Here is a 23,931-nt window from a genome sequence, read left to right on the forward strand (position 1 = left end):
GTCTGTAACCGACAGCAACGCCTCGAGGAGGTCCCATGCTTCAGGTGCTAAGCCACCGTCGTTACCGCCATTTATTTCTGGCTCAGGTTACCGCCCTCGTCGGTACCGGCCTAACCACCGTCGCCTTGGCGCTGCTAGCCCATGAGCTGGCGGCCGGGCAGGCGGGGGTCGTTTTAGGTACGGCCCTGGCGATCAAGATGGTTGCCTATGTGGGCATCGCGCCGGTAGTCGGGGCCTACGCCTCGCGTCTGCCGCGCCGCACCCTGCTGGTAGGCCTCGACCTGCTGCGGGCGTCCGTGGTCTGTGCGCTGCCCTTCGTCACCGAGGTCTGGCAGATCTATGTGCTGATCTTCCTGCTCAACGCCGCCTCGGCGGGCTTCACCCCGGTCTTCCAGGCGACGATCCCGGATCTCCTCGAGGACGAGGGGCAGTACACCCGAGCGCTGTCGCTGTCGCGGCTCGCCTACGACCTCGAGAACCTGCTCAGCCCCATGGCGGCCGCGGCGCTGCTGATGGTGATGAGCTTCGATGTGCTGTTCCTGCTCAACGGCCTGGCCTTCTTGGTCTCGGCCGGTCTGGTGGTCTCGGTGGTGTTGCCGTCGCCCCAGGCGGCGGAGGACGAGGCGCCGAGCGTGTGGCTTAAGGTCTCCCACGGCATGAGGATCTACCTGAAGACGCCTCGGCTGCGCGGGCTGCTGGCCCTGAACATGGTGGTGTCGGCCGCCGGCGCCATGCAGATCGTCAATACCGTGGTCTACGTCCGCTCTACCCTGGGACTGGGCGAGCAGGCGGTGGCCATGGCCTTAGCGGCGGTCGGAGGCGGTTCGATGTTGGTAGCCCTGCTGCTGCCGAAAGTACTGGAGCGAGTCCGTGAACGCCCGATCATGCTCGCGGGCGGCGCGTTGATGACGGTGAGCCTGTTCCTCGGCCTGCTCGCCCCCGGGTTCGTCGGCCTGATGGGGCTGTGGTTCCTGCTGGGCGTCGGCGCCTCGCTGGTCATGACGCCCACCGGACGCCTGCTCAAGCAGTCATGTCACCCCGAGGACCGTCCGGCGCTGTTCGCCGCGCAGTTCTCGCTGTCGCATGGCTGCTGGCTGGTGGCCTATCCGCTGGCCGGCTGGGTAGGGGCCGAGGTGGGCCTAATCGAGACCTTCGCTCTGCTGGGTACGATCGCACTGGTATCGACGGTGCTCGCGACCCGTATCTGGCCGTCACGGGACCCGATGGCGCTTGAGCATGCTCATGCTCCCGTGGAGCACACCCATCGGCATTACCACGACGACCACCACCAGCATGAGCATGAGCATGAAGGCTGGGAGGGGCCGGAACCGCATCGCCATCCCCACTATCATCCGGTAGGCTGGCATCAGCACGCCTTTGTGATCGATGGTCATCACACGAGATGGCCATCGTGACATGACAAAGAGGCACAAGGAACGTTTGCATGACCAGTCTGCCTGACAGCATCCTTCACTTTACCGGAATACGGCATCCTGGCAACAAAGATGGAAGAGCATGATCTCCACTTTCAGGTCGAAGCTCCGGTCCATGTGGCCTTCGAGGAGTGCGGCGTAGAGGGAGAGTTCGTCAGGTTTGGTAAGCGCAATGTGGCTTACCGAGATCTACCCTTCCACGGCAAGCGTGTCACTCTATGGGCGGTCCGTCGCCGCTACACTTGCCGAGCCTGAGGAAAGACATTTTGCCCAGTGCTTCCCGAGATGGTGGACGATCATCGCATGACGCAGAGGCTTTACAGTCACGTTGAGAAGGAAGCCTTCAACTATCCCTTCGCCTATTTGGCCGATACCACGGACCTTGAAGAGAAGACCGTCCGTGCGGACTTCAAGAAGAAGGCCGAGTTCCTTGCGGCTTGGCACCGTTTCTAAACGCCCCGCTGGTTAGGGATTGATGAGCTGTACCTGAACCGGTGCTACCGCTGCATCCTGACCAACCTGGAGGAGCGCACTCTGTTGGACCTGCTGCCGGGTCGCCAGCAGGAGGCGGTGACAAAGCGCCTCATGAGCATGACCGACCGCGACGAGGTCGAGATTGTCAGCATGGACATGTGGAAGCCCTACCGCCGTGCTGCCCAGGCGGCACTGCCACAGGCTCGCAGCGTGGTCGATAAGTTCCATGTCGCGCGGATGTCCAACGAGGCCCTGGAGAAGATTCGCAAGGGCCTCAGGAAGGAACTGAAGGCCAACCAGCGACGGACCGACCGGAAGATTCTACTGAAACGATGCCTCAGACCGCGAACGCCTAATCATGGAGACTTGGACAGGAGCCTTCCCTCAGCTCCTGGCAGCCTACGAGCATAAGGAGCGGTTCTAGCACATTTGGGACTGCGCCAGTCGGCGTGATGCCGAGGTGGCTCTGGCTCGCTGGATTGACGAGGCAGGAAGAGGTCTGGAAGGATCTCGTCAGTGCCGTCAGTAGCTAGCGTGAAGAAATGCTGACCTATTTCGAGACCGACATACCGATCACCAACGCCTTCACGGAGTCGATCAACCGCCTGGCTAAGGACAAGAACCGCGATGGCCGGGGCTACTCATTCGAGGTAATGCGAGCCCGGATGCTCTTCACCACCAAACACAAAATGAAGTCACCACAGGCCAAGGAATTCCCGTTCCTGGGCAGGACAACCATGACCTACAGCATGGATCTTCTCGAGGTTGAGGAGAACTACGGCATCGATCTATCAACCCTTTGGAAGGATTAATGTCTTGGTGGCTCAGAAGAGATCATCAACCACTTAATCCGGATACCCGCATAAAAAAGGGCGCCACGAAGGCGCCCGGAAGAGCAAAACAGGGGATCGCTCAGCGATTGGCATCGCTGGGCTGAGGCAGGGCAGGCAGCGAGCGATCGAGCAGCTCGACGCTCTGGCGATAGTAGAGCTGACTCTTGTTGTGCTCGCCAAGGTTGGCAAACAGCCTGGCAAGCTCAGCACAGACCACCCCGCTGGGGCGCTGGCGCTGGCTGGATTCGAAGTATTCCTGCGCCTTGCCCCAGTAGGCATTGCGCAGCGACAGGCGACCCAGCGTCAGTAGCAGGTCAGGGTCGTTGGGCCGCTCCTGCAGCCACTTCTCGGCATAGGCCAGCTGGCGCGAGGCATCGACATTCAGAAGCCCATAGCGCATCACCAGGCGCGCGTCCCAGTGATCCTTCAGCGAATGGCGCAGCAGGCGCTCGGCGAGGCCTTCCTCGCCGCCGCGCACCAGCGCCTCGGCGTACAGCCCCACCAGCTCGATGTTGCTGCGCAGGTGGTCGGGCATGTCGGCCCACAGGTTGCGTACCCGCTCGATGTCGTCGGGGTTGCGTGAGGCCTGCACGATCAGCTCACGATAGGCACGCTGCTCGAGTTCCTGGCGTTCGTCCTCGGCGATCAGCTGGTGTCTCGCGAGGCGCGGCATCAGCCGGCGCAGGCCATCCCAGTCGCTGACGCTCAGGTACGCCTGCTTAAGCAGCTTGAGGATCTGCGGGTGATCGGGCAGCTGCTTGTCGAGGCGCGTCAGGGTGGCCAGGGCTTCCTCGTAGTGCTGGCGATCGAGCATCAGCTGGGCCTGCACCATGCCCACTGCAGTGTCGGCCCCTTCGGTGGACAGGTGGGCACGTTTGAGTAAGGTATCGGCCTGCTCGTAGCGCCCCTGATAGTGGGCCGCCAGGGCTGCGGAAAGGTAGTTGACCAGTGGCGTACTGGAATCATCGGCCGCCTTGACCAGCGATTTCTCGGCGCGTTTCCAGCGGCCTTCGGCCAGCGCCACCAGCCCCCGCACCGTGCGACGCATGGCGTTGCGGTTACGGTTGCGGCTGCTCCACAGCTTCAGGCGGCTGACCGGGCGACGCATGCGCATCAGTATCCGCAGCACGAAATGCAGCACCAGGAAAGCGCCCAGCAACAGCACCAGACCGAACCAGAAAGAGGTCTGCACCGAGGTATCGCCGACCCGGACCAGCCAGTAGCCGGGCACTGTCTGCATCAGCTGTCCGAACAGGGCGCCAACGGCCAGCCCCAGGACGATCAGCAGGATCAGCTTTCTCATGCATCACCTCCCTGGGCACCGGCATCGAAACGCGTCTGGATGAAGTGCGCCATGGCCTGCTGAGAACCGCTGATGTCCGGAAGCTCGGGGCGAATGGTCTTGCCACGCATGTCGGTGAGCCGCGCGATGGAAGTCTTGACGCTATCACGATCGGTGTCGTAGTAGCCTTCGATCAGGGTCACGGCCTTGTCGAGGCTGGCCCGGTACAGCTCCGGCTCTTCCTTGAGCAGCGCCAGCTGGGCCTGCTCAATCACCAGACGCACGTTCTGGCGCAGGTAAGTCTCCTGCTCGGGGGTGATCAAGGCTTCCAGGGCCTGGTCGTGGCGGCGCACCGTGACCAGGTCCTTGAGCTCGCTGCCAAAGCGCTTCAGCTGCTGCTGCCAGTCGCCGCTGGGCGGCGTCTCGATGCTGCCTTCGGCGGCGATCTCGGCCACGTCCTGCTTGAGGGGCAGGCTGGCAAGCTGCTCCTGCTGGGCATTGAGCGTCAGATAGAGACCGGTGCGATCGACATCCGGCACCGCATCCAGCTTGGCAAGCTCATCGGCAACGGCTCGGCGCACCGGCAGCAACGCCGGGTTGTCGGCCTCTTTCAGACGCTTGTCGGCGGTCTCGAGCAGCGCCATGGCGCCGCCCACGTCGCGTTCAAGCTGCAGCCGCTGATTGGCCAGGCGCAGCAGGTAGGCGACTTCGGCATGCAGCCACTCGCGCTCATCGGTCTGCTGCTGGCTATTGAGCTCATCGAGCACGCGATCCAGGGTGTCATTGACCTGGCTTCGGTAGTCGGAAAACTCACTCTCGACACTCGCCACGGCGTCATCCACCGAGGCGCGGGCCTGTTCGGCCTCGCTGAGGCGACTCTCTAGGGCACTGACTGCCTCACGGTTGGAGTCGACCTGTGCCAGGCGCTGTTGCTGTTGCTCCAGGCGCTGCCAGCCGAACCAGCCAGCGACCACCACGCCCACGGCCAACAGAATCACCAGCACCAAGGCAACGGTGCCGATGGTCTGGCGCCCGCCGCCGCCCCTGCCTGAGGCAGCCGTGGCCGAACCACCCTGACCGGTGCCGCCTGTCCCACCAGCTGTCGACGCAGACGGGGAGGGTGAGGCCTTTGACGTTGATGGCTTGGAAGATGATGGCTTGGAAGATTCTGGCTTGGAGGCCGCAGCACTCGCCGATGATGTCCCGGTCGAGGCCTTGGCGTCGGCACTCGCGCCGGTGTTCTTGTCACTGGACGTCTTGCTAGTGGACGCCTTGCTATCCGGGCTCTTGCTCTCAGAGCTCATACTATCGGGGCTTTTAGCCTCTGAACTGTTGCTGCTCTGCGAGCTGCTGCTATCAGAGCTCTTGGCATCCGCGGCCCCGCTATCGGCGCTCTTGCTGGCGGCCGGATCGCTCGCCTGCTGCGAGGCATCGTCATGCTGAGCTCCGGTGCTCGCGCTATCGCGCGTGTTCGAGGTACGTCCCTTGCCGCCGCGACGCCCCCGAGGGCGGCCACGTGCGCTCGTCTTGTTCGTCTCGCCCATGCCGGACGCATCCGCTGAGCGGGTATCCGGCGCATCGGCGGTCGACGACTCGGCGCCCGACGATGAGGTGTCATTCTGAGCAGCGGCGGCCGAGGCGGAAGTGCCCGGCGCCTGCTGCGGTTCGTCCTGATCGTGTGATTGCTTGCTCATCTGTCGCTAGCCCTTTTCAAGATCGTCATGATCGACATCGGCACCGTCCAGGTGGCAGGCCCTGGCGACTTCAGCCGCCAGAGCGACTGGCGTGGCGCCTGCGGCGACGCGGCAATCCGCGAAGCCCAGGCTGCCTGCCAGTGTAGCCAAGCGCTGACTGGAAACGATTAGCGGTTGGTTCAACGCTGCCGGTTGGCACCATCCTGCCAGATGTTCGAGGATTTCGCCGCTACTCACCACCAGCGCGGCGTAGTCGCCGGTGGCCAACCGTTGCTGCATGCTCGCTTCTGGCGTGAGAAGCACGCGCCGGTAGACCGCCAGACGGGTCAGGCGGGCGCCACGCGCCGCCAAGGTGTCGGCCAGCAGAGGACGGCCGCCCTCGCCGGCCACCACCAGCACCTTCTGCTCATTAAGCACCTGCAGCGAAGGCAACGCCAGCAACGCCTCGCTGGTATCTCCCTGCGCTTGGCGTGTTTCGCCAGCGTCGTGCCCGATCAAGCCTCGTCCAGAGCTTGGCACACGGACACGAACGCCGAGCCGTTCATGCAGGATAGCGGCGGTGGCGGCACCTACCGCATAAAAATCCACACCGACCGGTAGCTGTGGCCAGTAGCGATCGAGTGCGTCAACCAGACACTCGGCCGCCAAGGGGCTGACCACTACCACACGCCGGAACTCATCGACGTTCAGCCAGAGGCTGCGCTGTTCCGGCGTCTCGGGCAGCGCTTCCAGGCGCATCACCTCAAGGGCCTCGGGAGCGGCACCGGTCGCCGCGATAGAGGCGGCCAGATGCCGTGCCCGCTCACCGGGTCGGGTAATCAGTACCCGCGGCACCGTCATGCTCAAACGTCGCCGTAGACTCGGGCGAGAATCTCGCCGGCGCCCTGATCGAGCAGGTCCTCGGCCACACGAATGCCCAGCGCCTCGGGCTCTTCGGCCGAGCCACGCCCCTCGGCACGCAGCACCTCGGTACCCTCCGGATTGCCCACCAGGGCACGCAGCCACAGGGTGCGACCGCCGTCCTCGAAGACCGCATGGCCACCGATCGGCACCTGGCAACCGCCCTCGAGGCGCGTGTTCATGGCCCGCTCGGCGCGCACCCGGGCCGCGGTATCGGGGTCATCGAGGGCGGCCAGCAGGCGCACCAGGTCGGCATCATCGTTGCGGCACTCGATGCCCAAGGCGCCCTGGCCACAGGCCGGCAGGCTAATCTCGGGCGGCATATCCTGAGCGATGCGGTCTTCGAGCCCCAGGCGCTTGAGGCCGGAGGTGGCGAGGATGATGGCGTCAAAGTCGCCGTTGTCGAGCTTGCGCAGGCGCGTCTGCACGTTGCCGCGCAGGCTCAGCACCTCGAGGTCCGGACGCGCCTCGCGCACCTGCAGGCCGCGCCGCAGGCTTGAGGTGCCGACTCGAGCGCCCTCGGGCAATTCGGCAAGCGAGGTGTAATGGTTGGACACGAAGGCATCGGTGGGCTCGGCCCCCTCGAGGATCACCGACAGCCCCAGCCCCTCCGGAAAGTGCATCGGCACGTCCTTCATCGAGTGCACGGCGATGTCGGCGCGGCCGTCGAGCATGGCGTCCTCGAGCTCCTTGACGAACAGCCCCTTGCCGCCGACCTTGGCCAGCGGCGTGTCGAGAATCTTGTCACCGCGGGTGGACATGGCCACCAGCTCGACCTCGAGATTGGGATACAGGGCCATCAGGCGGTCGCGCACGTGCTCGGCTTGCCAGAGGGCGAGGAGGCTCTTGCGGGTGGCGATGCGTAAGGATGTCTTGGCAGGCACAGCGATCTCCAATCGGGGCGAGACGCGTCTCGGGCGGCGCTCGAGACGCTAACGGGGCGAGACGCCCGCGTCGGTCATGACCTCATCATAAAGCACCCGCGGGGGCAGGAAAAATTCTCTCAGCCCGCCGACTGCCCCCGGCGGGCAGCGTGGCCAGCCTCGCCGACTCTGGTACACTCCGAAGTCATACTCTCATGCTACTTCACAGCGGGATTGCCAGTCCGATGACGACGTCTACCAATCAGTCCTGGGGCGGTCGCTTCAGCGAGCCCACCGATGCCTTCGTCGAGCGTTTCACTGCCTCGGTGGATTTCGACCAGCGCCTCTATCACCACGATATTCGCGGCTCCATCGCCCACGCCACCATGCTCGAGCGGGTCGGCGTGCTGACCGCCGACGAGCGCGATGCGATCATCCAGGGCCTCGGTGAGATCGAGCAGGAAATCGCCGAGGGCCGCTTCGCCTGGTCGGTGAAGCTCGAAGACGTGCACATGAACCTCGAGGCGCGGCTGACCGAGAAGATCGGCATCACCGGCAAGAAACTGCACACCGGGCGCTCGCGCAACGACCAGATCGCCACCGACATTCGCCTCTACCTGCGCGATGAGATCGACGCGGTCAGCGCCGAGCTCGGCCGGCTTCGTGAAGGGCTGATCGAACTGGCCGCCGGTGAAGCCGACACCATCATGCCCGGTTTCACCCACCTGCAGACCGCCCAGCCGGTGACCTTCGGTCATCATCTGCTGGCCTGGCAGGAAATGCTGACCCGCGACCACGAGCGCCTGCTCGACTGCCGCCGCCGCGTCAACGTGATGCCGCTGGGCGCCGCGGCCCTTGCCGGCACCACCTTCCCCATCGATCGTCACATCACCGCCGAGCTGCTCGGCTTCGACCGGCCCAGCGAGAACAGCCTGGACTCGGTGAGCGATCGCGACTTCGCCATCGAATTCACGTCCTTCGCCAGCCTGTTGCTGATGCACATGTCGCGCATGAGCGAGGAACTGGTGCTCTGGACCAGCGCCCAGTTCGACTTCATCGACCTGCCTGACCGCTTCTGCACCGGCTCCTCGATCATGCCGCAGAAAAAGAACCCGGACGTGCCCGAGCTGGTGCGCGGCAAGAGCGGACGCGTCTTCGGTCACCTGATGAGCCTGTTGACGCTGATGAAGTCGCAGCCGTTGGCCTACAACAAGGATAATCAGGAAGACAAGGAACCGCTATTCGACACCCTCGACACCGTCAAGGGTTGCCTCAAGGCCTTCGCCGACATGGTGCCGGCCATCGAAGCCAAGGCCGACAGCATGTATGAAGCGGCGCGCAAGGGCTTCTCCACCGCCACCGACCTCGCCGACTATCTGGTGCGCAAGGGCGTGGCCTTCCGCGACGCCCACGAGATCGTCGGCCAGTCGGTCGCCTTCGGCCTGAAGGAAGGCAAGGACCTGTCCGAGATGACCCTCGACGAGCTCAAGCAGTTCTCCGACATCATCGGCGAGGATGTCTTCGAAGTGCTGACCCTGGAAGGCTCGGTGGCCGCCCGCGACCATATCGGCGGCACCGCCCCGGACCAGGTCCGCGCCGCCGCCCAGCGCGCCCGCGACGCCCTGGCCACCCTGCGCAGCGAGGGCTGAGATGAGAGCTAAGATGCGCGCCCTGACGATGATCGCCCTGGCGGCCCTGCTGCTCGCCGGCTGCGGCCAGAAAGGGCCGCTGTATATGCCCGCTGACAGCCAAGGCGACAACGCCGCCGTAGTGAACGAGAAAGCGAGCGAGACAGCGAGCGACGATACCAACGACCAGACCGGCGAGAGCACGCCGGTCGATGCGGCCCCCGACGCACCCGAAGACGAGAGCTGAGCATGGATCATTTCGACTACCGCAACGGCGTGATGCACGCAGAAGACGTGCCCCTGGCCTCGGTCGCCGAGCGCTTCGGCACGCCCTGCTACGTCTACTCCCGGGCCACCCTGGAGCGGCATTTCCGCGCCTACGACGAGGCGCTGGGCAGCCACCCACACCTGATCTGCTACGCGGTCAAGGCCAACTCCAACCTCGCCGTGCTCAACGTGCTGGCCCGCCTCGGCGCCGGCTTCGACATCGTTTCCCGGGGCGAGCTGGAGCGGGTGATGGCCGCCGGCGGCGACCCCGCCAAGGTGGTGTTCTCCGGCGTCGCCAAGCAGGAAGATGAGATGGCCCGGGCACTGGAGCTCGGCATCAAGTGCTTCAACGTCGAATCGCTGCCCGAGCTCGAGCGTCTCAACGCCGTCGCCGGGCGGCTCGGCAAGGTGGCGCCGGTGTCGCTGCGGGTCAATCCCGACGTCGACGCCCGCACCCACCCCTATATCTCCACCGGCCTCAAGGACAACAAATTCGGCATCCCGGTGGACGATGCCTTGGCCGCCTACGAGCACGCCGCTGCCCTGCCCCATCTCGACGTGGTTGGCATCGACTGCCATATCGGCTCACAGCTCACCGAGCTCGCGCCCTTCCTCGATGCCCTCGACCGCCTGCTGGCGCTGCTCGAGCGTCTCGAGGAGCGCGGCATCCAGGTCGAGCACCTGGATCTCGGCGGCGGCCTCGGCGTGCCCTACCAAGGCGAGCGGCCGCCCGAACCCTTCGCCTATGCCACCGCGCTGCTCGAGCGCCTGGCAAGCCACGGCGGCCGTTCACTGACCCTGCTGTTCGAGCCGGGCCGCTCGATCGCCGCCAACGCCGGGGTGATGCTGACCCGGGTCGAGTTCCTGAAGCCCGGCGAAACCAAGAACTTCGCCATCGTCGACGCGGCCATGAACGACCTGATTCGCCCGGCGCTCTACCAGGCCTGGCAGGCGATTCTGCCGGTCGACACCCGCGAGGCCCGTGAGAGCGCCATTTACGACGTGGTCGGTCCGGTCTGCGAGACCGGCGACTTCCTCGGCAAGGAGCGCGAACTGGCGATCGCCCCGGGCGACCTGCTGGCGGTGCGTTCGGCGGGCGCCTATGGCTTCGTGATGGCCTCGAACTACAACAGCCGACCGCGCCCCGCCGAGGTGATGGTCGACGGCGAGACGATGCACCTGGTGCGCCGCCGCGAGCGCATCGAGGAACTGTGGACCGGCGAGGCGCTGCTCCCCGATGGCCAGGAGGCATGCTGATGCTCCTGCACTTCACCAAGATGCACGGGCTCGGCAACGACTTCATGGTCGTCGACCTGATCACCCAGCGGGCCCGGCTGCGCGACGAGCAGATTCGCGAACTGTCCGACCGCCACTTCGGCATCGGCTTCGATCAGCTGCTGATCGTCGAGCCGCCGCTGGACCCGGACATGGACTTTCGCTACCGGATATTCAACGCCGATGGCAGCGAAGTGGAGAATTGCGGCAACGGTGCGCGCTGCTTCGCCCGCTTCGTGCGCGACCAGCGCCTGACCCACAAGCATGAGATCCACGTCGAAACCCGCGGCGGCCCCCTGACCCTCAAGGTCGAGGACGACGGTCGGGTCAGCGTCGACATGGGCGTGCCGCGCTTTGCGCCGCAAAGCCTGCCCTTCGAGGCCGACGAGGACCGCCTGCGCCATCGCCTGGAGGTCGACGGCGAAACGCTTGAGATCGGCGTGGCCTCCCTGGGCAATCCTCATGCGGTACTCACGGTCGAGGACGTCGACACGGCCCCGGTGGCCCGCTTAGGCCCCGCAATCGAAGCACATCCGCGCTTCCCGCGTCGGGTCAACGTCGGCTTCATGCAGGTGGTGTCGCCCCACGAGATCCGCCTGCGGGTCTTCGAGCGCGGCAGCGGCGAGACCCTGGCCTGCGGCACCGGCGCCTGCGCGGCGGTGGCCTGCGGCATTCGCCAGGGCCGGCTCGAAAGCCCGGTCACCGTGCACCTGCCCGGCGGCGATCTGACCATCGCCTGGCCGAGCCAGGATGCGCCTTTGGTGATGACCGGGCCGGTTGTGCGTGTCTTCGACGGGCGGGTCGCGCTAAGCTGATACCGCGCCGCCATTACGATGGGCTGGCAAAACGAGCAAGGCGAAACGAGACGACAGAAGGAGTGCCCAATGGCCGGTGCCAAGATCCCCGAGCCGCGCCAGACCCTGGACCCGGAGATGGTCGCTCACTGGTTGGCGCGCCACCCTGACTTCTTCGAAGGGCGAGAGGGCCTGTTGCAGCAGCTAAAGGTCCCGCATCCCGAGACCCGCGGCGCCACCTCGCTGCTTGAGCGCCTGGTACACGATCTGCGCGGCCGCGCCGAAACCGCCGAATGGCGCCTCGAGACGCTGCTCGAATCGGCGCGCCACAACGAGGCTCAGTACCGGCGCATCCGGGAGCTGGTGCTGGCACTGCTTGAGACCGAGAGCAACGACGACCTGGGCCAGGCCCTGGCTCGGGAGCTCAGCGAGCGTTTTCAGACGCCGAGCGTAGCGCTGTGGTGCCCATCAAGCCTCAGCGACGGTGAGAACACTCCGCCCCAGGCCCCGCGCCAGGTGCTCGACTCGGCCGCTGAGACGCGGTTATCCGCACTGCTCGACGGCCGAGCCAGCCGCTGCTCGCGGCTATCGGTCACCGACTGGAAACGCCTGCTGCCTCACACCAAGGTTCCCGAAAAGGCAGGCTCCTGCGCCCTGACCCGCCTGACGCTTGGTGAGCCGCTGGGCTATCTGGTATTGGCGAGCCCCGACCCGGATCACTTCCGTGCCAGCCTCGACACCCTGTTCACCGAATACCTGGGCGAGGTCGTGTCGCGACTGCTGGTCCGTCATGCCCCGCCACCCCATGACACGCCCCGCCATGCCTGAGCCCGCCCTCGAGGCGCCGCTGGCGGCCTTCCTCGAGGCCTTGGCACGCCACGCAAGCCCGGCCACCGTCGATGCCTATCGGCGCGATCTGCTCCGCTTTCGTGCCTACGCCGAGGAGGCATCGCTTGAATCCTGGTCGCAGCTGGACGCCGCCCTGGTGCGCCGTTTCCTTGGCCAGGAGCGCAGCCGCGGGCTGGCACCGAGGAGCCTGGCCCGGCGCCGTGCGGCCCTGTCACGGTTCGCCGACGCACTGGTTCACGAGGGCATGCTGACCCATAACCCGGTCTCGCTGACGCCCTCGCCGCGCCAGCCCCAGCACTTGCCGCGCCCCGTGGACGTCGACCAACTGGCGCACTTCCTGAATACCCCGCATGACGACGACCCGCTGGCACGCCGCGACCAGGCCATGCTGGAGCTTTTCTACTCCAGCGGCCTGCGCCTGGCCGAGCTGGCGGCGCTGAATCTGACCGATCTCGAATCGATGCGAGTGCGAGTGATCGGCAAGGGCGGCAAGCCCCGCCAAGTGCCGGTGGGGCGCCGCGCCGCCACTGCGCTGGACGCCTGGATTCAGGCCCGCGGCCAGTGGGCCGGCGCCGGGGAGCCGGCGCTGTTCGTCGGCCAGCGTGGCGCCAGGCTCGGCCATCGCGCCATTCAGCTGCGCCTGGCGTCCCTTGCCCGGGAGCGCGGCCTCGCCGAGCATCTGCACCCGCACCGGCTGCGCCACTCCTTCGCCAGCCACCTGCTGGAATCGAGCCAGGATCTGCGCGCGGTGCAGGAGCTGCTCGGCCATGCCCACCTGTCGACGACCCAGGTCTACACAAGGCTCGACTGGCAGCACCTGGCCGCCAGCTACGATGCCGCCCACCCAAGGGCGCGACGCCGCCCGCCGTCCGACGAGGGAACCCCATGACACAGGCCCGGCCGCTGACGGCCCTGACCTTCGATCTCGACGACACCCTTTGGGATAACGGCCAGGTCATGGCCCACACCGAAACCGGCCACTACGCCTGGCTCGACGAGGCCCTGACCACCTGGCATGCCCCCCGCCTCGATGCCCTGGGCCGATTCGGCGAGCGTTTCCCGCTCACCGCCTACCAGCAGCGCCGCGGCGAGCTGGCCGCACGCCACCCGCTGCGCCGTGGCGACTTCACCTGGATTCGCGAGCAGAGCCTCTATGAGCTGCTGACGGAGTATGGGCTGGCCACCGAGGAGGCACGGCGCTGGGCCACCGCCGCCATGGACGAGTTCATGACCCTGCGCCATCGCCTGACACCCTATGTCGAAGTCGAGCCCCTACTCACCGCCCTCGGCGCAGACTTTCGACTGGCCGCCGTCACCAACGGCAACGTCGACCTGACAAGGCTACCGCTGGCGCATCATTTTCCGGTGCGCATTGCCGCCGGCGAGATGCACGCGCCCAAACCCGACGCGCGCCCCTTCCTGGCGGCCCTGTCACGCTTGGGGGCGACGCCGTCGCAGGCCATGCATGTGGGAGATTCCTGGGCCGAGGACGTGCTACCGGCCCAGCGCCTGGGGATGCGCGTGGCGTGGATCGACAAGCGTGACGAGGGGCTACCGTCGCACCTGCCGGGCGTACACCGGCTGCCCCACGTCCGGGAGCTGCCCGCGCTGCTGGCGAGCCTCGAGCAAGGCGGCCGCTGACGCAGTCGGCGCCACGGCCCGTACCGCAACCGATATCCCGACATGACATGTCGCGTCGCCCCATCGGCCCCTCTACTGGGGCGACTGACCGGAACGAAGAGCGCGTGGCTTAAATAGCGAGGAAAGGAAAGCCGGGCAAGACAAGCGGGGTAAGAAAAGCAAGGCGAACAACGAGTGGTGAAGAAGGCGGGATGAGATGCCAGAACCCTTGTACAAAAGGCGGCGCAGAACCATACTTCTGTACAGGATGTGTATAGGAGGCATAACTCATGCGCCCTCGTGACTGCGTCGCCTCGACCAAGGCAGCCCTATTTTCAGCTCTATTTCCCGCCCGATCCCAAGCCCTATCTCCCGCCCTGGCCTTGGTGCTTGGCTGGGGGCTTACCGATGCATCGTTCAACGTGATGTTCAGCGACAGGCACTACCCGGTGCCGGCGCAAGCGATGGCAGTCGAGCCCACGGTCGCGGTGAATGGCACGGCCAATATCGCGCCGTCCTTAAAGCCCTGGGGGGCCTGGGAGGGGAAAGGTGCACCGCCCCATCGCACCTGGCCCAAGCATTCTGAGCGTGAAGCGACCGGTCTGGAAGGCGCCGGCTGCAGCGGTGAGTGCCTTGAGACCCTGCGCCAGCGCCTCCTCGATCATCATCGTCAGGCGGCGCCGGTCTGGGTTTTCTGATCGGCTGAGTCTGCTACATCGCCGACCCGGAAGGGCCAGCCCCGCCTTCTCAGCTCGCCTCGTCGCCCAGCAGCCAGTCATCAAGCTGACGATGCACTTCATCGACGCCCTGACGCTTGAGCGCCGAGAACAGCTGGACCGACACTAAGTCCTCCCACTCCCGCAGCCGGCCGCGCACGTTATGCAGGGCGTTCTTGGCCGCCCCCGGCTTCAGCTTGTCGGCCTTGGTCAGCAGAATGCGAACCGCCATGTCCTTATCGTCGGCCCAGCCCAGCATCATCTCGTCGAACTCGGTCAGCGGATGGCGCACGTCCATCAGCAGCACCAGGCCACGCAGCGATTCACGTTCCTGCAGGTACTCCGCCAGGTGGCGCTGCCACTCGAGCTTGACCTGCTCCGGCACCTTGGCATAACCATAACCGGGAAGGTCCACCAGACGGCACTCTTCGCCGTTGGCGAGGCCGAAGAAGTTGATCAGCTGGGTGCGGCCCGGCGTCTTGGAGGTCCGCGCTAACGCTTTCTGCTGCGTCAGGGCATTGATGGCGCTGGATTTTCCAGCATTGGAGCGGCCGGCAAAGGCCACTTCAACGCCCAGGTCCGGCGGGCACTTGGCAAGCGTCGGCGCACTGGTGAGGAAACGGGCAGTCTGATAATTGAGACGCGGCATGATCGGTGGGAATCCTGAGGCTTGACGGCGACTATCGGGCAATTCAAGTTGCTAGATGAACTGGCTATACTGCAGTTTCTAATATCTGCGGCATAGAGAGGGTTAGTGTACCACCGCGCTCTCACCGACCGCGAACCGCGCCCTGACGGTTAGGCCGCGCTCATGACACGGCGTTCCCACCGGGGACGTACCGGTCAATTACGGACAGGCATCACGTTTAGGCAGAGTGGATTTGCGATGAGAAAGTTACTGGCACTGGTAAGCTTGGCCATCACCCTGAGCGCAGGCGGCGTGGCCCAGGCCGAACTCAAGGGCGATCCGGCAGCGGGTCGCGAAATGGCGCAAAGCTGCGCCGCCTGTCACGGAGCCGAAGGGATCAGTGCCGTGGGCATGTTCCCGAACCTCGCGGGGCAGCAGGCGTCGTATCTGGCCAAGCAGATCAGGGATATCCGCGACGGCAATCGGGTGGTGGCGCAGATGGCCGGACAGGTCGATAACTTCTCCGACCAGGATGCCGCCGACGTGGCCGCCTACTTTGCCGGCAAGACGCCGAACCTCGGCCAGGTCGATGCACAGCCAGAGGTCATCGACCGCGGCGAGCAACTCTACCGTGCCGGCGACATCGCCAAGGGCATCCCGGCCTGTACCGCCTGCCATAGCCCCACCGGACAGGGCATCGGCACCGCTGCCTATCCGGCGCTGTCCGGCCAGAAGACCGACTACATCGTGTCCACGCTTCAAGCCTTCGCGGCCGGCGAACGGGCCAACGATCCCAACGCCATGATGCGCACCATTGCCGGCAAGATGAGCGATGATGACATGCAGGCGGTCTCCCAGTACGTGCTGGGCCTGCATTAAGGCCTGTATCAAGACAGCCGCCAGGCAGCCTTCGGCGCCTGACAGCACTATGAACGAACCTGTGTGAGGGCCTGACGCCAGCGCAGATCTGATGAGGGCGGCCCGAGGGTCGCCCTTTGCGTTGAGGTACCCCACGTCGAGGCCATGGCATCAGCGGGCATCGCTAATGGAACCCTGTCGCCCGGCCGGGCTCAAAGCCTGTGGCTGGGGCTCACCCCGCCGGCATTTCCTGTTACCTTTGTGGATATCCTAACGGTTCCGCGATCCGTACAAGCCTTTTCAAGGAGAGTCTGTCGCATGTTCAAGACACTAAGCGTTGCCCTTATCGGCCTCGGCATGTCCACCCTGGCCATGGCGGCCCCGACGGTTGCCGGTCAGCACTATGAGGTGCTGGATGAACCGGTACCGACCCGCGTCGAGGACGGCCAGATCGCGGTCACTGAAGCGTTCTGGTACGGCTGCCCGCACTGCTACAAGCTCGAGGAACCGCTTAACGCCTGGGTGTCAGAACTGCCCGATGACGTCACCTTCCAGCGCATGCCGGCCACCATGGGCGGTGCCTGGAACCGTCACGCCATGGCCTTCTATGCCGCCAAGCAGTTGGGCATCCAGGAAGCGATACACGATGATTTCTTCAATGCGATCCACCAGGACGGCAAGCAACTGACCGACCCCGAAGAGATCGCTGCCTTCTTCAGCGACTACGGCGTCAGCGAGCAAGACGCGCTCGATGCGCTGAACTCTTTCGGCGTCAAGAGCCAGGTCAACCAGGCCCATGCCCGCATGCGCGCCATGCAGCTAATGGGCGTGCCGGCCCTGATCGTCGACGGCCGCTACGTGATCACTCCGTCAAGCGCCGGCAGCCTTGAGAATATGCCACAGATTGCCGGGGAGCTGATCGACCAGGTCCGCGAGGAACGTGACGACGCCTCATGAGCGAGATAAACGCTTCCAGGCGCGGGGTAAGGTTGCCATGAGCCACGCCATGTCCCGCGCCGAAGGCCATCGGCTGCATCGCGACGGCCACCGCCTGCGCCTGCTGACCTTCAACCTGCAGGTCGGCATTCAGACCTCGGCGTATCACCATTACCTGACCCGCAGCTGGCAGCACCTGCTGCCGCACCCTCGCCGTCTCGATCGTCTGACGATGATGAGCGACGTGCTCAGGGACTTTGACCTCGTCGGCCTGCAGGAGGTCGACGGAGGCAGCTTTCGGTCCGGCCACGTCAACCAGGTCGAGTACCTGGCCCGCAAGGCCGGTTTTCCCCATCACTATCAGCAGCTTAATCGCAATCTGGGCCGGGTCGCCCAGCACAGCAATGGTCTGCTCTCGCGGCTCACGCCCACGCGGCTCATGGAGCATCGCCTACCCGGCACCCTACCCGGGCGAGGCGCCATCCATGCCCGTTTCGGCACCGGCCCCAACGCCCTGCACCTGTTCGTCGCCCACCTGGCGCTGGGCTATCGCGCCCGTTCTCGTCAGTTGGATTACCTGAGCGAGATCATCAGTCCGCTTAACCATGTGGTGGTGATGGGCGATCTGAACTGCACCCCCGAACAGCTGCACTCTCACTCACGGTTCTGCGCCTCCTTGCCGCTAGATCCGGTGCTTCCCCCGCTGAGCTATCCGTCTTGGCAGCCGCGACGGGCGCTGGATCACATCCTGCTCTCCAGGTCCCTCGACGCCACCGAGGTGCGCGTGCTCGATCAGCTGTTTTCCGACCATCTGCCGATCGCCGTCGATATCACCCTGCCAGAGGCATGCTACGCCGCCCTGGGCAATAGGTAAGACCAATTCCTTCGACCAATGGATAAGTGCTTGGCATAACAGCGCTTGGGCAAATCACGTACACTCATCGACCATGGTGGTAGTGACCACCCGCCCGGCTTGCCATCGCTGGCGAGCCTGCGGCGTAGACCTCCGTTGGATACCCAAAGCGAGACTCCCATGCCCCCCTCTTCCACTCTGCCGGGCATCTTTGCCAGGCTTGACCAGGCCTCCGAATGGCTGGGCAAAAGCCTGGCCTGGTTGATCCTGATCATGATGCTGATCCAGTTCCTGATCGTGGTGCTGCGCTACGCCTTCAACTTCAACAGCATCCCCATGCAGGAATCGGTGATGTACATGCATGCCAGCGTCTTCATGCTGGCCGCCGGCTATACCCTCAAGCACGACGGTCATGTGCGGGTGGATATCTTCTATCGCGCCATGACGGCGCGCAAGAAAGCGCTCGTTGACCTCCTCGGCACCCTCTTCCTGCTGCTGCCGGTGATGATCTTCGTGATCGTCTCGAGCCTTGGCTATGTCGATAAATCCTGGGCGATCCTTGAAGGCTCACCGGAATCCGGCGGTATCCCCGGCGTCTTCCTGCTCAAGACGCTGATCCCTGCCTTTGCTGGCCTGATGATTCTGCAGGGTCTCGTCGAGATCGCACGCAACGCCATGATCTTCACCGGGCGCCTGGCGCCGACCCACGATGACGACGCCGAGGAACTGCTGTAATGCTGGAATTCATGCCCCTGATCCTGTTCGCCGTCATCTGCGTGGTGCTGATGTTCGGTTTCCCGGTCGCCCTGTCGCTGGCAGGCACCGCGCTTGCCTTTGCCGGCTTCGGCATGGGCCTAGAAGCGCTTGGCATCAACGCCCACTTTGACCCCAGTTTCCTGTCGGCCTTCCCCAACCGCCTCTACGGCATCATGACCAACCAGACACTGCTGGCGGTGCCGCTGTTCGTGCTGATGGGCGTGTTGCTCGAGAAGTCGAAGGTTGCCGAGACCCTGCTTGATGCCATGGCATTGCTGTTCGGCTCGCTGCGCGGTGGCCTGGGCATCTCGGTGACCCTGGTCGGCATGATGCTGGCGGCCTCTACCGGCATCGTCGGTGCCACCGTAGTGACCATGGGCCTACTGTCGCTGCCGACCATGCTCAAACGCGGCTACAGCATGCCGCTCGCCACCGGCACCATCTGCGCCACCGGCACCCTGGGCCAGATCATTCCGCCGTCGATCGCCCTGGTACTGCTGGGTGACGTGTTGTCCTCGGCCTATCAGCAGGCACAGCTGTCGATGGGTATCTTCAGCCCCAAGACCGTCTCGGTAGGTGATCTGTTCATGGGTGCCCTGGTGCCCGGTCTGATCCTGGTGGCGCTCTACATCGCCTATGTCGCCTTCATCGCCTGGCTCAAGCCCGAGACGGCGCCGCCCGCCAACCGCGAAGAGCTGATGGAAGAGCTTGGCCACCAGGGCAGCCTGTTCACGCTGCTGCTCAAGGGACTGGTGCCGCCGATCATGCTGATCATCGCGGTGCTGGGCTCGATCCTCGGCGGCTTCGCCACGCCCACCGAGGCGTCGGCGGTGGGTGCCTTCGGCGCCCTGGTGCTGGCCCTGGCCTATCGCCAGCTGGACTTCAACACCCTCAAGGAAGCGCTCCGCTCCACTGCCCATGTCACCACCATGGTGTTCCTGATTCTGATCGGGGCGGCGTTGTTCTCACTGGTGTTCCGCGCCTTCGGCGGCGAGGAACTGATCCACGAGGTCTTCAACAACATGCCTGGCGGCGTGGTGGGAGCGACCCTGGTGGTGATGGTGGTGATCTTCCTGCTCGGCTTCATCCTCGACTTCATCGAGATCACCTTCGTGGTGGTGCCAATCGTCGGGCCGATTCTGCTGGCCATGGGGCTCGACCCGATCTGGCTGGGCATCATGATCGCCATCAACCTGCAGACCTCATTCCTGACACCGCCCTTCGGCTTCGCGCTGTTCTACCTGCGTGGCGTAGCACCGGAGTCGGTACCGACATCGGCCATCTACCGAGGGGTCATCCCGTTCATCGGCCTGCAGTTGGGCATGCTGATCGCCCTGGCCTTCTTCCCGGAGCTTGCCACCTGGCTTCCAGCGCAATTCTGACCGATGCTGATTACATAAGAAGTGCATGAAGTTTCCCGGCACTCTTACAGTGCCGGCCCCGGGCCACTGGCCCAACTCGCATGCCGGTCCGCCTCGGCGGGCCTCTCGCACCACAATCCGTACAACAATCCGCAAAACAACCTGTACAACAATGCGCAAAATAACGAGAGGAAGTCGCATGAAACTTAAATCACTCGTCGCCGCCGTGGCCATCAGCACCGCCGCCTCCGGCCTATTCCTGGTCTCCAGCGTGGATAACACCGCTCAGGCTCAGGAAAACTTCGAATGGAAGATGGTCACCTCCTGGCCGAAAAACTTCCCGGGCGTCGGCCAAGGGCCGGAGCGCCTGGCCAAGCTGGTCGATGAAATGTCCAACGGACGTCTGACCATCGACGTCTACGGCGCCGGCCAGCTGGTGCCCGGCTTCGAGGTCTTCGACGCCGTCGCCGAAGGCACCGCCGAACTCGGCCACTCCGCTTCCTACTACTGGAAAGGCAAGGCCCCGGCAGCCCAGTTCTTTGCGGCGGTGCCCTTCGGCATGAACGCCCAGGAAATGAACGCCTGGCTGCACTACGGCGGCGGCATGGAACTGTGGAACGAGCTCTACGAGCCGTTCGGCGTAGACGTCATGGTCGCCGGCGCGTCCGGCGTGCAGATGGGGGGCTGGTTCAACAAGGAGATCAACTCCACCGCCGACCTGGACGGCCTCAAGATGCGCATGCCGGGCCTCGGCGGCGAGGTCATGAACCGCATGGGCGTGGCCATCGTCAACATGCCGGGCGGCGAGATCTTCACGTCGCTGCAGTCCGGTGCCATCGACGCCACCGAGTGGATCGGCCCGTACAACGACCTGGCCTTTGGCCTCTATCAGGCGGCCGACTACTACTACTATCCGGGCTGGCACGAGCCGACCGTGATGTTCGAGGCAATCGTCAACGACGAGGCCATGTCGTCGCTGCCGGCCGACCTGCAGGCGATCCTCAGGACCGCGATCCGTGACGTCAACGCCGACATGCTCGACGAATACACCGCGCGCAACAACGACGCTCTCGAGACGCTGATCAACGAGCATGACGTCGAGCTGCGTCGCCTGCCGGACGACGTGCTGGCCCGGGCCAAGGAACTGTCCGCCGAGGTCGTCGCAGAGCTTGGCGAGTCCAGCGAGATGGCCAAGAAGATCTACGACTCCTACACCAGCTTCCAGGAGAAGGTCGTGAACTATCACGCCATCTCCGAGCAGGCCTACTACAACGCCCGCAACCCCGAGGGCGACACCACCGAGTAAGGCACACGCCGCTCAGATCAGGGCCACCCTCGGGTGGCCCTTTTTTTGTCCTCTCTTTGTGAGCCTGGGCTTTTCCCCCGAGGCCGTTGCATTAGATGTCCTTCCCTCTGACATTTCCCCCACGCGGCCGGCCTCACCCGGCGCAAAGCGGCGCCAGAAAGCGCTCGGCGAGCCACAGTACCAGCGCATAGCGTCCCCCCTTGGCGACCAGGATCCACAGCGTGGCCCGCCACCAGGGCAGCCGGAAAAGACCGGCCAGCACCGTCAGCGGATCGCCGATCACCGGTGCCCAGGCCAGTAGCAGGCTTGTCTCGCCAAAGCGCCGGTAGCCCCGTTCGGCTCGCGCCAATGCCCGTGGAGAAACCGGAAACCAGCGTCGATGCTGATAGTGGCGGGCATGCCGCCCCAGGGCCACGTTGATCAAGCTGCCAAGGGTATTCCCGGCAGTGGCCACGCTCCAAAGCGCCAGCGCCGGCTCGCCCTGGCACCACAGCCGCGCCAGCCAAAGCTCGGAGCCTCCAGGCAGCAGAGTGGCGCTGGCCAGCGCCACCAGGAAGAGGCTTAACATGGCCGGAAGCGCCGCGACTGGCGTATGCTGAGCGGCGTTTTCCGGCTAAAAGACGATGCCACGATGTCCAACTCTCCTCGCATTCCCCATACCCTGACTATCGCAGGCTCTGACCCCTCGGGTGGCGCCGGCCTGCAGGGTGATATCAAGACGTTCTCGGCTCTCGGCACCTACGCGACCAATGTCATCACCGCGGTGATCGCACAGAATACCCGCGGCGTGGCGGCGGTTCACCCGGTGCCTGCCGAGGTCATCCGCGAGCAGCTCGACAACCTGCTCGATGACGTATGCATCGATGCAGTCAAGATCGGCATGGTAGCCAGTCGCGAGGTAGCCGAGACGATACACGATGTCCTGATCCAGCGACGGCCCCGCTGGATCGTGCTCGACCCGGTCATGGTGGCCAAGAGCGGCGATATCCTGGTCGATGCCGACGGCATCCGGGCGGTGCGCGAGGTACTGGTGCCACTGGCCGACGTGATCACTCCCAACCTGCCCGAAGCCGCCGTGCTGCTGGATAGCGAGGTGCCACAGACTCCCGACGCCATGGAGGCAATGCTTCCCGGCCTGCAGTCGCTCAAGGCCCCCTATGTGCTGCTCAAGGGAGGGCACCTCGCCGGTGCCGCCTGCCCGGACCTGCTGGCCACTCCCACCGATAGCGCCTGGCTGCCGGCCCCGCGCGTGGCCACCGACAACCTGCACGGCACCGGCTGTGCGCTGTCCTCGGCGATTGCCGCCAAGCTGTCGCGTCTGCCGGCCGATGCCTCCCAGGCCGACATCGTGGCAGCCATTGGCGACGCCAAGCACTGGCTGCATGCCGGGCTGGAAGCCAGTCACCGTCTGCAGATCGGCAAGGGTCGCGGCCCTGTGCACCATTTTCATGCCTGGTGGTGACGCAGCGACGAGGCAACGGATTCTGATCGAGGATGCGGCGAGAGCCTCCTGCGAGATGAGCGGGCATGAAAGGCTAGCGTAAATGCCCGGCGCACGCGGCTGACACTGACATGAGTGGCTGACATGAGTGGCCGGCGTGATGCTTGACCTGTCCTGGCAGGACGCCATCGTCATGATCCGCCTTGCAGGCATCGGCAACTGCCACCATGCTGAAAACTGCCTGCCCCGCGCCGGCTGATGCGCGAGACGAGAGGGAGGGAGACCATGACCCGCACCCTGCTGTTCGCCTGTGACCTGTCCGCCGAGAACCGTGCCGCCTTCGGCCGGGCCATCCGCCTGGCGCTGGAGACCGGTACCCGACTCGATGTCCTTCACGTCCTCGACCCCTACCTGCCACATGCGGCCCTGCATGACCTCGAGCAGGCAGTGATCGCCGACATGGAGCGCATGCTCACCGACATCCGCGAGGATTATGCGCTCCCCGCGCCGGAGTGCCTGATTCAGACGGTGACCGGCGCGCCCTATGCCGAGATCATTCGCGAGGCGCACGAACGCGAGGTCGAGATGATCGTGATGGGCGCCCACCGCAAGCGTGGCCAGCCCGACCTGGTTGCCGGTACCACTATGGCTCGGGTGCTGCGAGGGGCGCCTTGCCCGGTGATCTCGATCAGCCATCCGCCCACCCAGACCTGGCGCGATATCCTGGTACCGGTGGACTTCTCGCTGACCTGTCGCAATGCCCTGCGCGAGACCCTCACGCGCTTCCCCGCCGCACATCTGACACTGCTGCATGCCTGGGAGCTGCCCGGTGAACGCGAGCTCGGCTCGACGCCGAACTATGCCCAGTGGCGCGATACCCGCGTGCGCCAGCTGCGCCGCCAGCTGCAGGCCGAGGTCGAGGCCCTGATGGCCACCCTCGACGACGTACCGGAACTGGAGCTTGAGCTCGAACAGGGTAACCCCGAGGCGGTGTTGATGAATCGCCTGCGCCGCCAGCCCCCGGACCTATTGGCGCTGGGCAGCCGCGGTGACTGGCAGGCCAGGGGGCAGCTCAGCGAGCGACTGCTGGCCGAGCCCCACTGCGATGTCATGGTCTGTCGCGCCTGGTAAGAGGCCTGCCGAACCTTTCCCCAGCCCTCGTGT

General features: G+C 65.0%; 22 protein-coding genes and 2 pseudogenes. 18 read left to right on the plus strand and 6 right to left on the minus strand.

Going from position 1 to position 23,931, the window contains the following annotated elements; translation table 11 throughout:
- Window positions 1-35: 35 nt before the first annotated feature.
- Together BCL93_RS14290 and BCL93_RS14295 are read left to right on the plus strand one after the other, a co-directional pair.
- Window positions 36-1,415, plus strand: a complete 1,380-nt coding sequence (locus BCL93_RS14290) for an MFS transporter (RefSeq protein WP_112055939.1) — start codon at window positions 36-38, stop codon at window positions 1,413-1,415.
- 29 nt (window positions 1,416-1,444) lie between these two features.
- Window positions 1,445-2,719 (plus strand): annotated as a pseudogene (locus tag BCL93_RS14295) (ISL3 family transposase).
- Between the two features lie 100 nt (window positions 2,720-2,819).
- On the opposite strand, the gene BCL93_RS14300 reads toward BCL93_RS14295, so the two are convergent.
- Genes BCL93_RS14300 through hemC form a run of 4 tightly spaced genes read right to left on the minus strand, consistent with a single transcriptional unit; the run spans window position 2,820 to window position 7,500 of the window.
- Window positions 2,820-4,043, minus strand: a complete 1,224-nt coding sequence (locus BCL93_RS14300; RefSeq protein ID WP_112055940.1) for a heme biosynthesis HemY N-terminal domain-containing protein — start codon at window positions 4,041-4,043, stop codon at window positions 2,820-2,822.
- A complete protein-coding gene (locus tag BCL93_RS14305; RefSeq protein WP_112055941.1) occupies window positions 4,040-5,716 on the minus strand; it encodes a uroporphyrinogen-III C-methyltransferase in 1,677 nt (558 codons plus the stop codon). The genes BCL93_RS14300 and BCL93_RS14305 overlap by 4 nt, the downstream gene beginning before the upstream one ends.
- A 6-nt stretch (window positions 5,717-5,722) precedes the next feature.
- Window positions 5,723-6,556: a uroporphyrinogen-III synthase gene (locus BCL93_RS14310; protein ID WP_112055942.1), complete on the minus strand. Its 834-nt coding sequence runs from the start codon at window positions 6,554-6,556 to the stop codon at window positions 5,723-5,725.
- A gap of 2 nt (window positions 6,557-6,558) precedes the next feature.
- Window positions 6,559-7,500: a hydroxymethylbilane synthase gene (hemC, locus tag BCL93_RS14315; protein WP_112055943.1), complete on the minus strand. Its 942-nt coding sequence runs from the start codon at window positions 7,498-7,500 to the stop codon at window positions 6,559-6,561.
- 224 nt (window positions 7,501-7,724) lie between these two features.
- On the opposite strand from hemC, the gene argH reads away from it, so the two are divergent.
- The 8 genes and pseudogenes from argH to BCL93_RS14355 all read left to right on the plus strand — a co-directional run bounded on the left by argH (window position 7,725) and on the right by BCL93_RS14355 (window position 14,610).
- Complete coding sequence (gene argH / locus BCL93_RS14320) at window positions 7,725-9,128, plus strand: argininosuccinate lyase (protein WP_112055944.1); 1,404 nt, start codon at window positions 7,725-7,727, stop codon at window positions 9,126-9,128.
- 13 nt (window positions 9,129-9,141) lie between these two features.
- Window positions 9,142-9,246: pseudogene (lptM, locus tag BCL93_RS17715) on the plus strand (LPS translocon maturation chaperone LptM); the annotation flags it as partial.
- A gap of 110 nt (window positions 9,247-9,356) precedes the next feature.
- A complete protein-coding gene (lysA, locus tag BCL93_RS14330) occupies window positions 9,357-10,631 on the plus strand; it encodes a diaminopimelate decarboxylase (RefSeq protein ID WP_112055946.1) in 1,275 nt (424 codons plus the stop codon).
- Complete coding sequence (dapF, locus tag BCL93_RS14335) at window positions 10,631-11,464, plus strand: diaminopimelate epimerase (RefSeq protein WP_112055947.1); 834 nt, start codon at window positions 10,631-10,633, stop codon at window positions 11,462-11,464. Before lysA ends, dapF begins: the two co-directional genes overlap by 1 nt.
- Window positions 11,465-11,533: 69 nt before the next feature.
- Entirely contained in the window at window positions 11,534-12,271 is a 738-nt protein-coding gene (locus tag BCL93_RS14340) for a DUF484 family protein (RefSeq protein ID WP_112055948.1), read from the plus strand.
- Window positions 12,264-13,181, plus strand: coding sequence for a tyrosine recombinase XerC (locus BCL93_RS14345; RefSeq protein WP_112055949.1), 918 nt, complete (start codon window positions 12,264-12,266; stop codon window positions 13,179-13,181). Before BCL93_RS14340 ends, BCL93_RS14345 begins: the two co-directional genes overlap by 8 nt.
- Complete coding sequence (locus BCL93_RS14350) at window positions 13,178-13,933, plus strand: HAD family hydrolase (protein WP_112055950.1); 756 nt, start codon at window positions 13,178-13,180, stop codon at window positions 13,931-13,933. Before BCL93_RS14345 ends, BCL93_RS14350 begins: the two co-directional genes overlap by 4 nt.
- A gap of 269 nt (window positions 13,934-14,202) precedes the next feature.
- On the plus strand, window positions 14,203-14,610 hold the full coding sequence (locus BCL93_RS14355; protein WP_112055951.1) for a hypothetical protein: 408 nt from the start codon (window positions 14,203-14,205) through the stop codon (window positions 14,608-14,610).
- 49 nt (window positions 14,611-14,659) lie between these two features.
- On the opposite strand, the gene yihA is transcribed toward BCL93_RS14355, so the two are convergent.
- The gene (gene yihA / locus BCL93_RS14360) at window positions 14,660-15,277 is read right to left on the minus strand and encodes a ribosome biogenesis GTP-binding protein YihA/YsxC (protein WP_112055952.1); all 618 of its coding nucleotides are present in this window, start codon (window positions 15,275-15,277) and stop codon (window positions 14,660-14,662) included.
- A gap of 237 nt (window positions 15,278-15,514) precedes the next feature.
- On the opposite strand from yihA, the gene BCL93_RS14365 reads away from it, so the two are divergent.
- From BCL93_RS14365 to BCL93_RS14390, 6 genes are all read left to right on the plus strand, one after another.
- Window positions 15,515-16,135: a c-type cytochrome gene (locus BCL93_RS14365; RefSeq protein ID WP_112055953.1), complete on the plus strand. Its 621-nt coding sequence runs from the start codon at window positions 15,515-15,517 to the stop codon at window positions 16,133-16,135.
- A 297-nt stretch (window positions 16,136-16,432) separates the two neighbouring features.
- Window positions 16,433-17,071, plus strand: coding sequence for a thiol:disulfide interchange protein DsbA/DsbL (locus BCL93_RS14370; RefSeq protein WP_112055954.1), 639 nt, complete (start codon window positions 16,433-16,435; stop codon window positions 17,069-17,071).
- Between the two features lie 49 nt (window positions 17,072-17,120).
- Entirely contained in the window at window positions 17,121-17,924 is an 804-nt protein-coding gene (locus tag BCL93_RS14375; RefSeq protein WP_112055955.1) for an endonuclease/exonuclease/phosphatase family protein, read from the plus strand.
- 159 nt (window positions 17,925-18,083) lie between these two features.
- Window positions 18,084-18,638 carry a TRAP transporter small permease subunit gene (locus tag BCL93_RS14380; protein ID WP_112055956.1) on the plus strand — a complete coding sequence of 185 codons (555 nt, stop codon included), beginning with the start codon at window positions 18,084-18,086 and terminating at the stop codon, window positions 18,636-18,638.
- Window positions 18,638-20,041, plus strand: a complete 1,404-nt coding sequence (locus tag BCL93_RS14385) for a TRAP transporter large permease (protein WP_112055957.1) — start codon at window positions 18,638-18,640, stop codon at window positions 20,039-20,041. The genes BCL93_RS14380 and BCL93_RS14385 overlap by 1 nt, the downstream gene beginning before the upstream one ends.
- 178 nt (window positions 20,042-20,219) lie before the next feature.
- Window positions 20,220-21,326, plus strand: a complete 1,107-nt coding sequence (locus BCL93_RS14390) for a TRAP transporter substrate-binding protein (protein ID WP_112055958.1) — start codon at window positions 20,220-20,222, stop codon at window positions 21,324-21,326.
- A gap of 133 nt (window positions 21,327-21,459) precedes the next feature.
- Here the strand turns inward: BCL93_RS14390 and BCL93_RS14395 are convergent, their stop codons facing one another.
- Entirely contained in the window at window positions 21,460-21,894 is a 435-nt protein-coding gene (locus tag BCL93_RS14395; protein ID WP_112055959.1) for a YqaA family protein, read from the minus strand.
- A gap of 63 nt (window positions 21,895-21,957) precedes the next feature.
- Between BCL93_RS14395 and thiD the strand changes: the two genes are divergently transcribed.
- Complete coding sequence (gene thiD, locus BCL93_RS14400) at window positions 21,958-22,788, plus strand: bifunctional hydroxymethylpyrimidine kinase/phosphomethylpyrimidine kinase (protein WP_112055998.1); 831 nt, start codon at window positions 21,958-21,960, stop codon at window positions 22,786-22,788.
- A 264-nt stretch (window positions 22,789-23,052) separates the two neighbouring features.
- The gene (locus BCL93_RS14405) at window positions 23,053-23,898 is read left to right on the plus strand and encodes a universal stress protein (RefSeq protein WP_112055960.1); all 846 of its coding nucleotides are present in this window, start codon (window positions 23,053-23,055) and stop codon (window positions 23,896-23,898) included.
- Window positions 23,899-23,931: the final 33 nt, after the last annotated feature.

The sequence above is a fragment of the Onishia taeanensis genome (assembly GCF_003268885.1).
GTDB lineage: Bacteria > Pseudomonadota > Gammaproteobacteria > Pseudomonadales > Halomonadaceae > Onishia > Onishia taeanensis_A.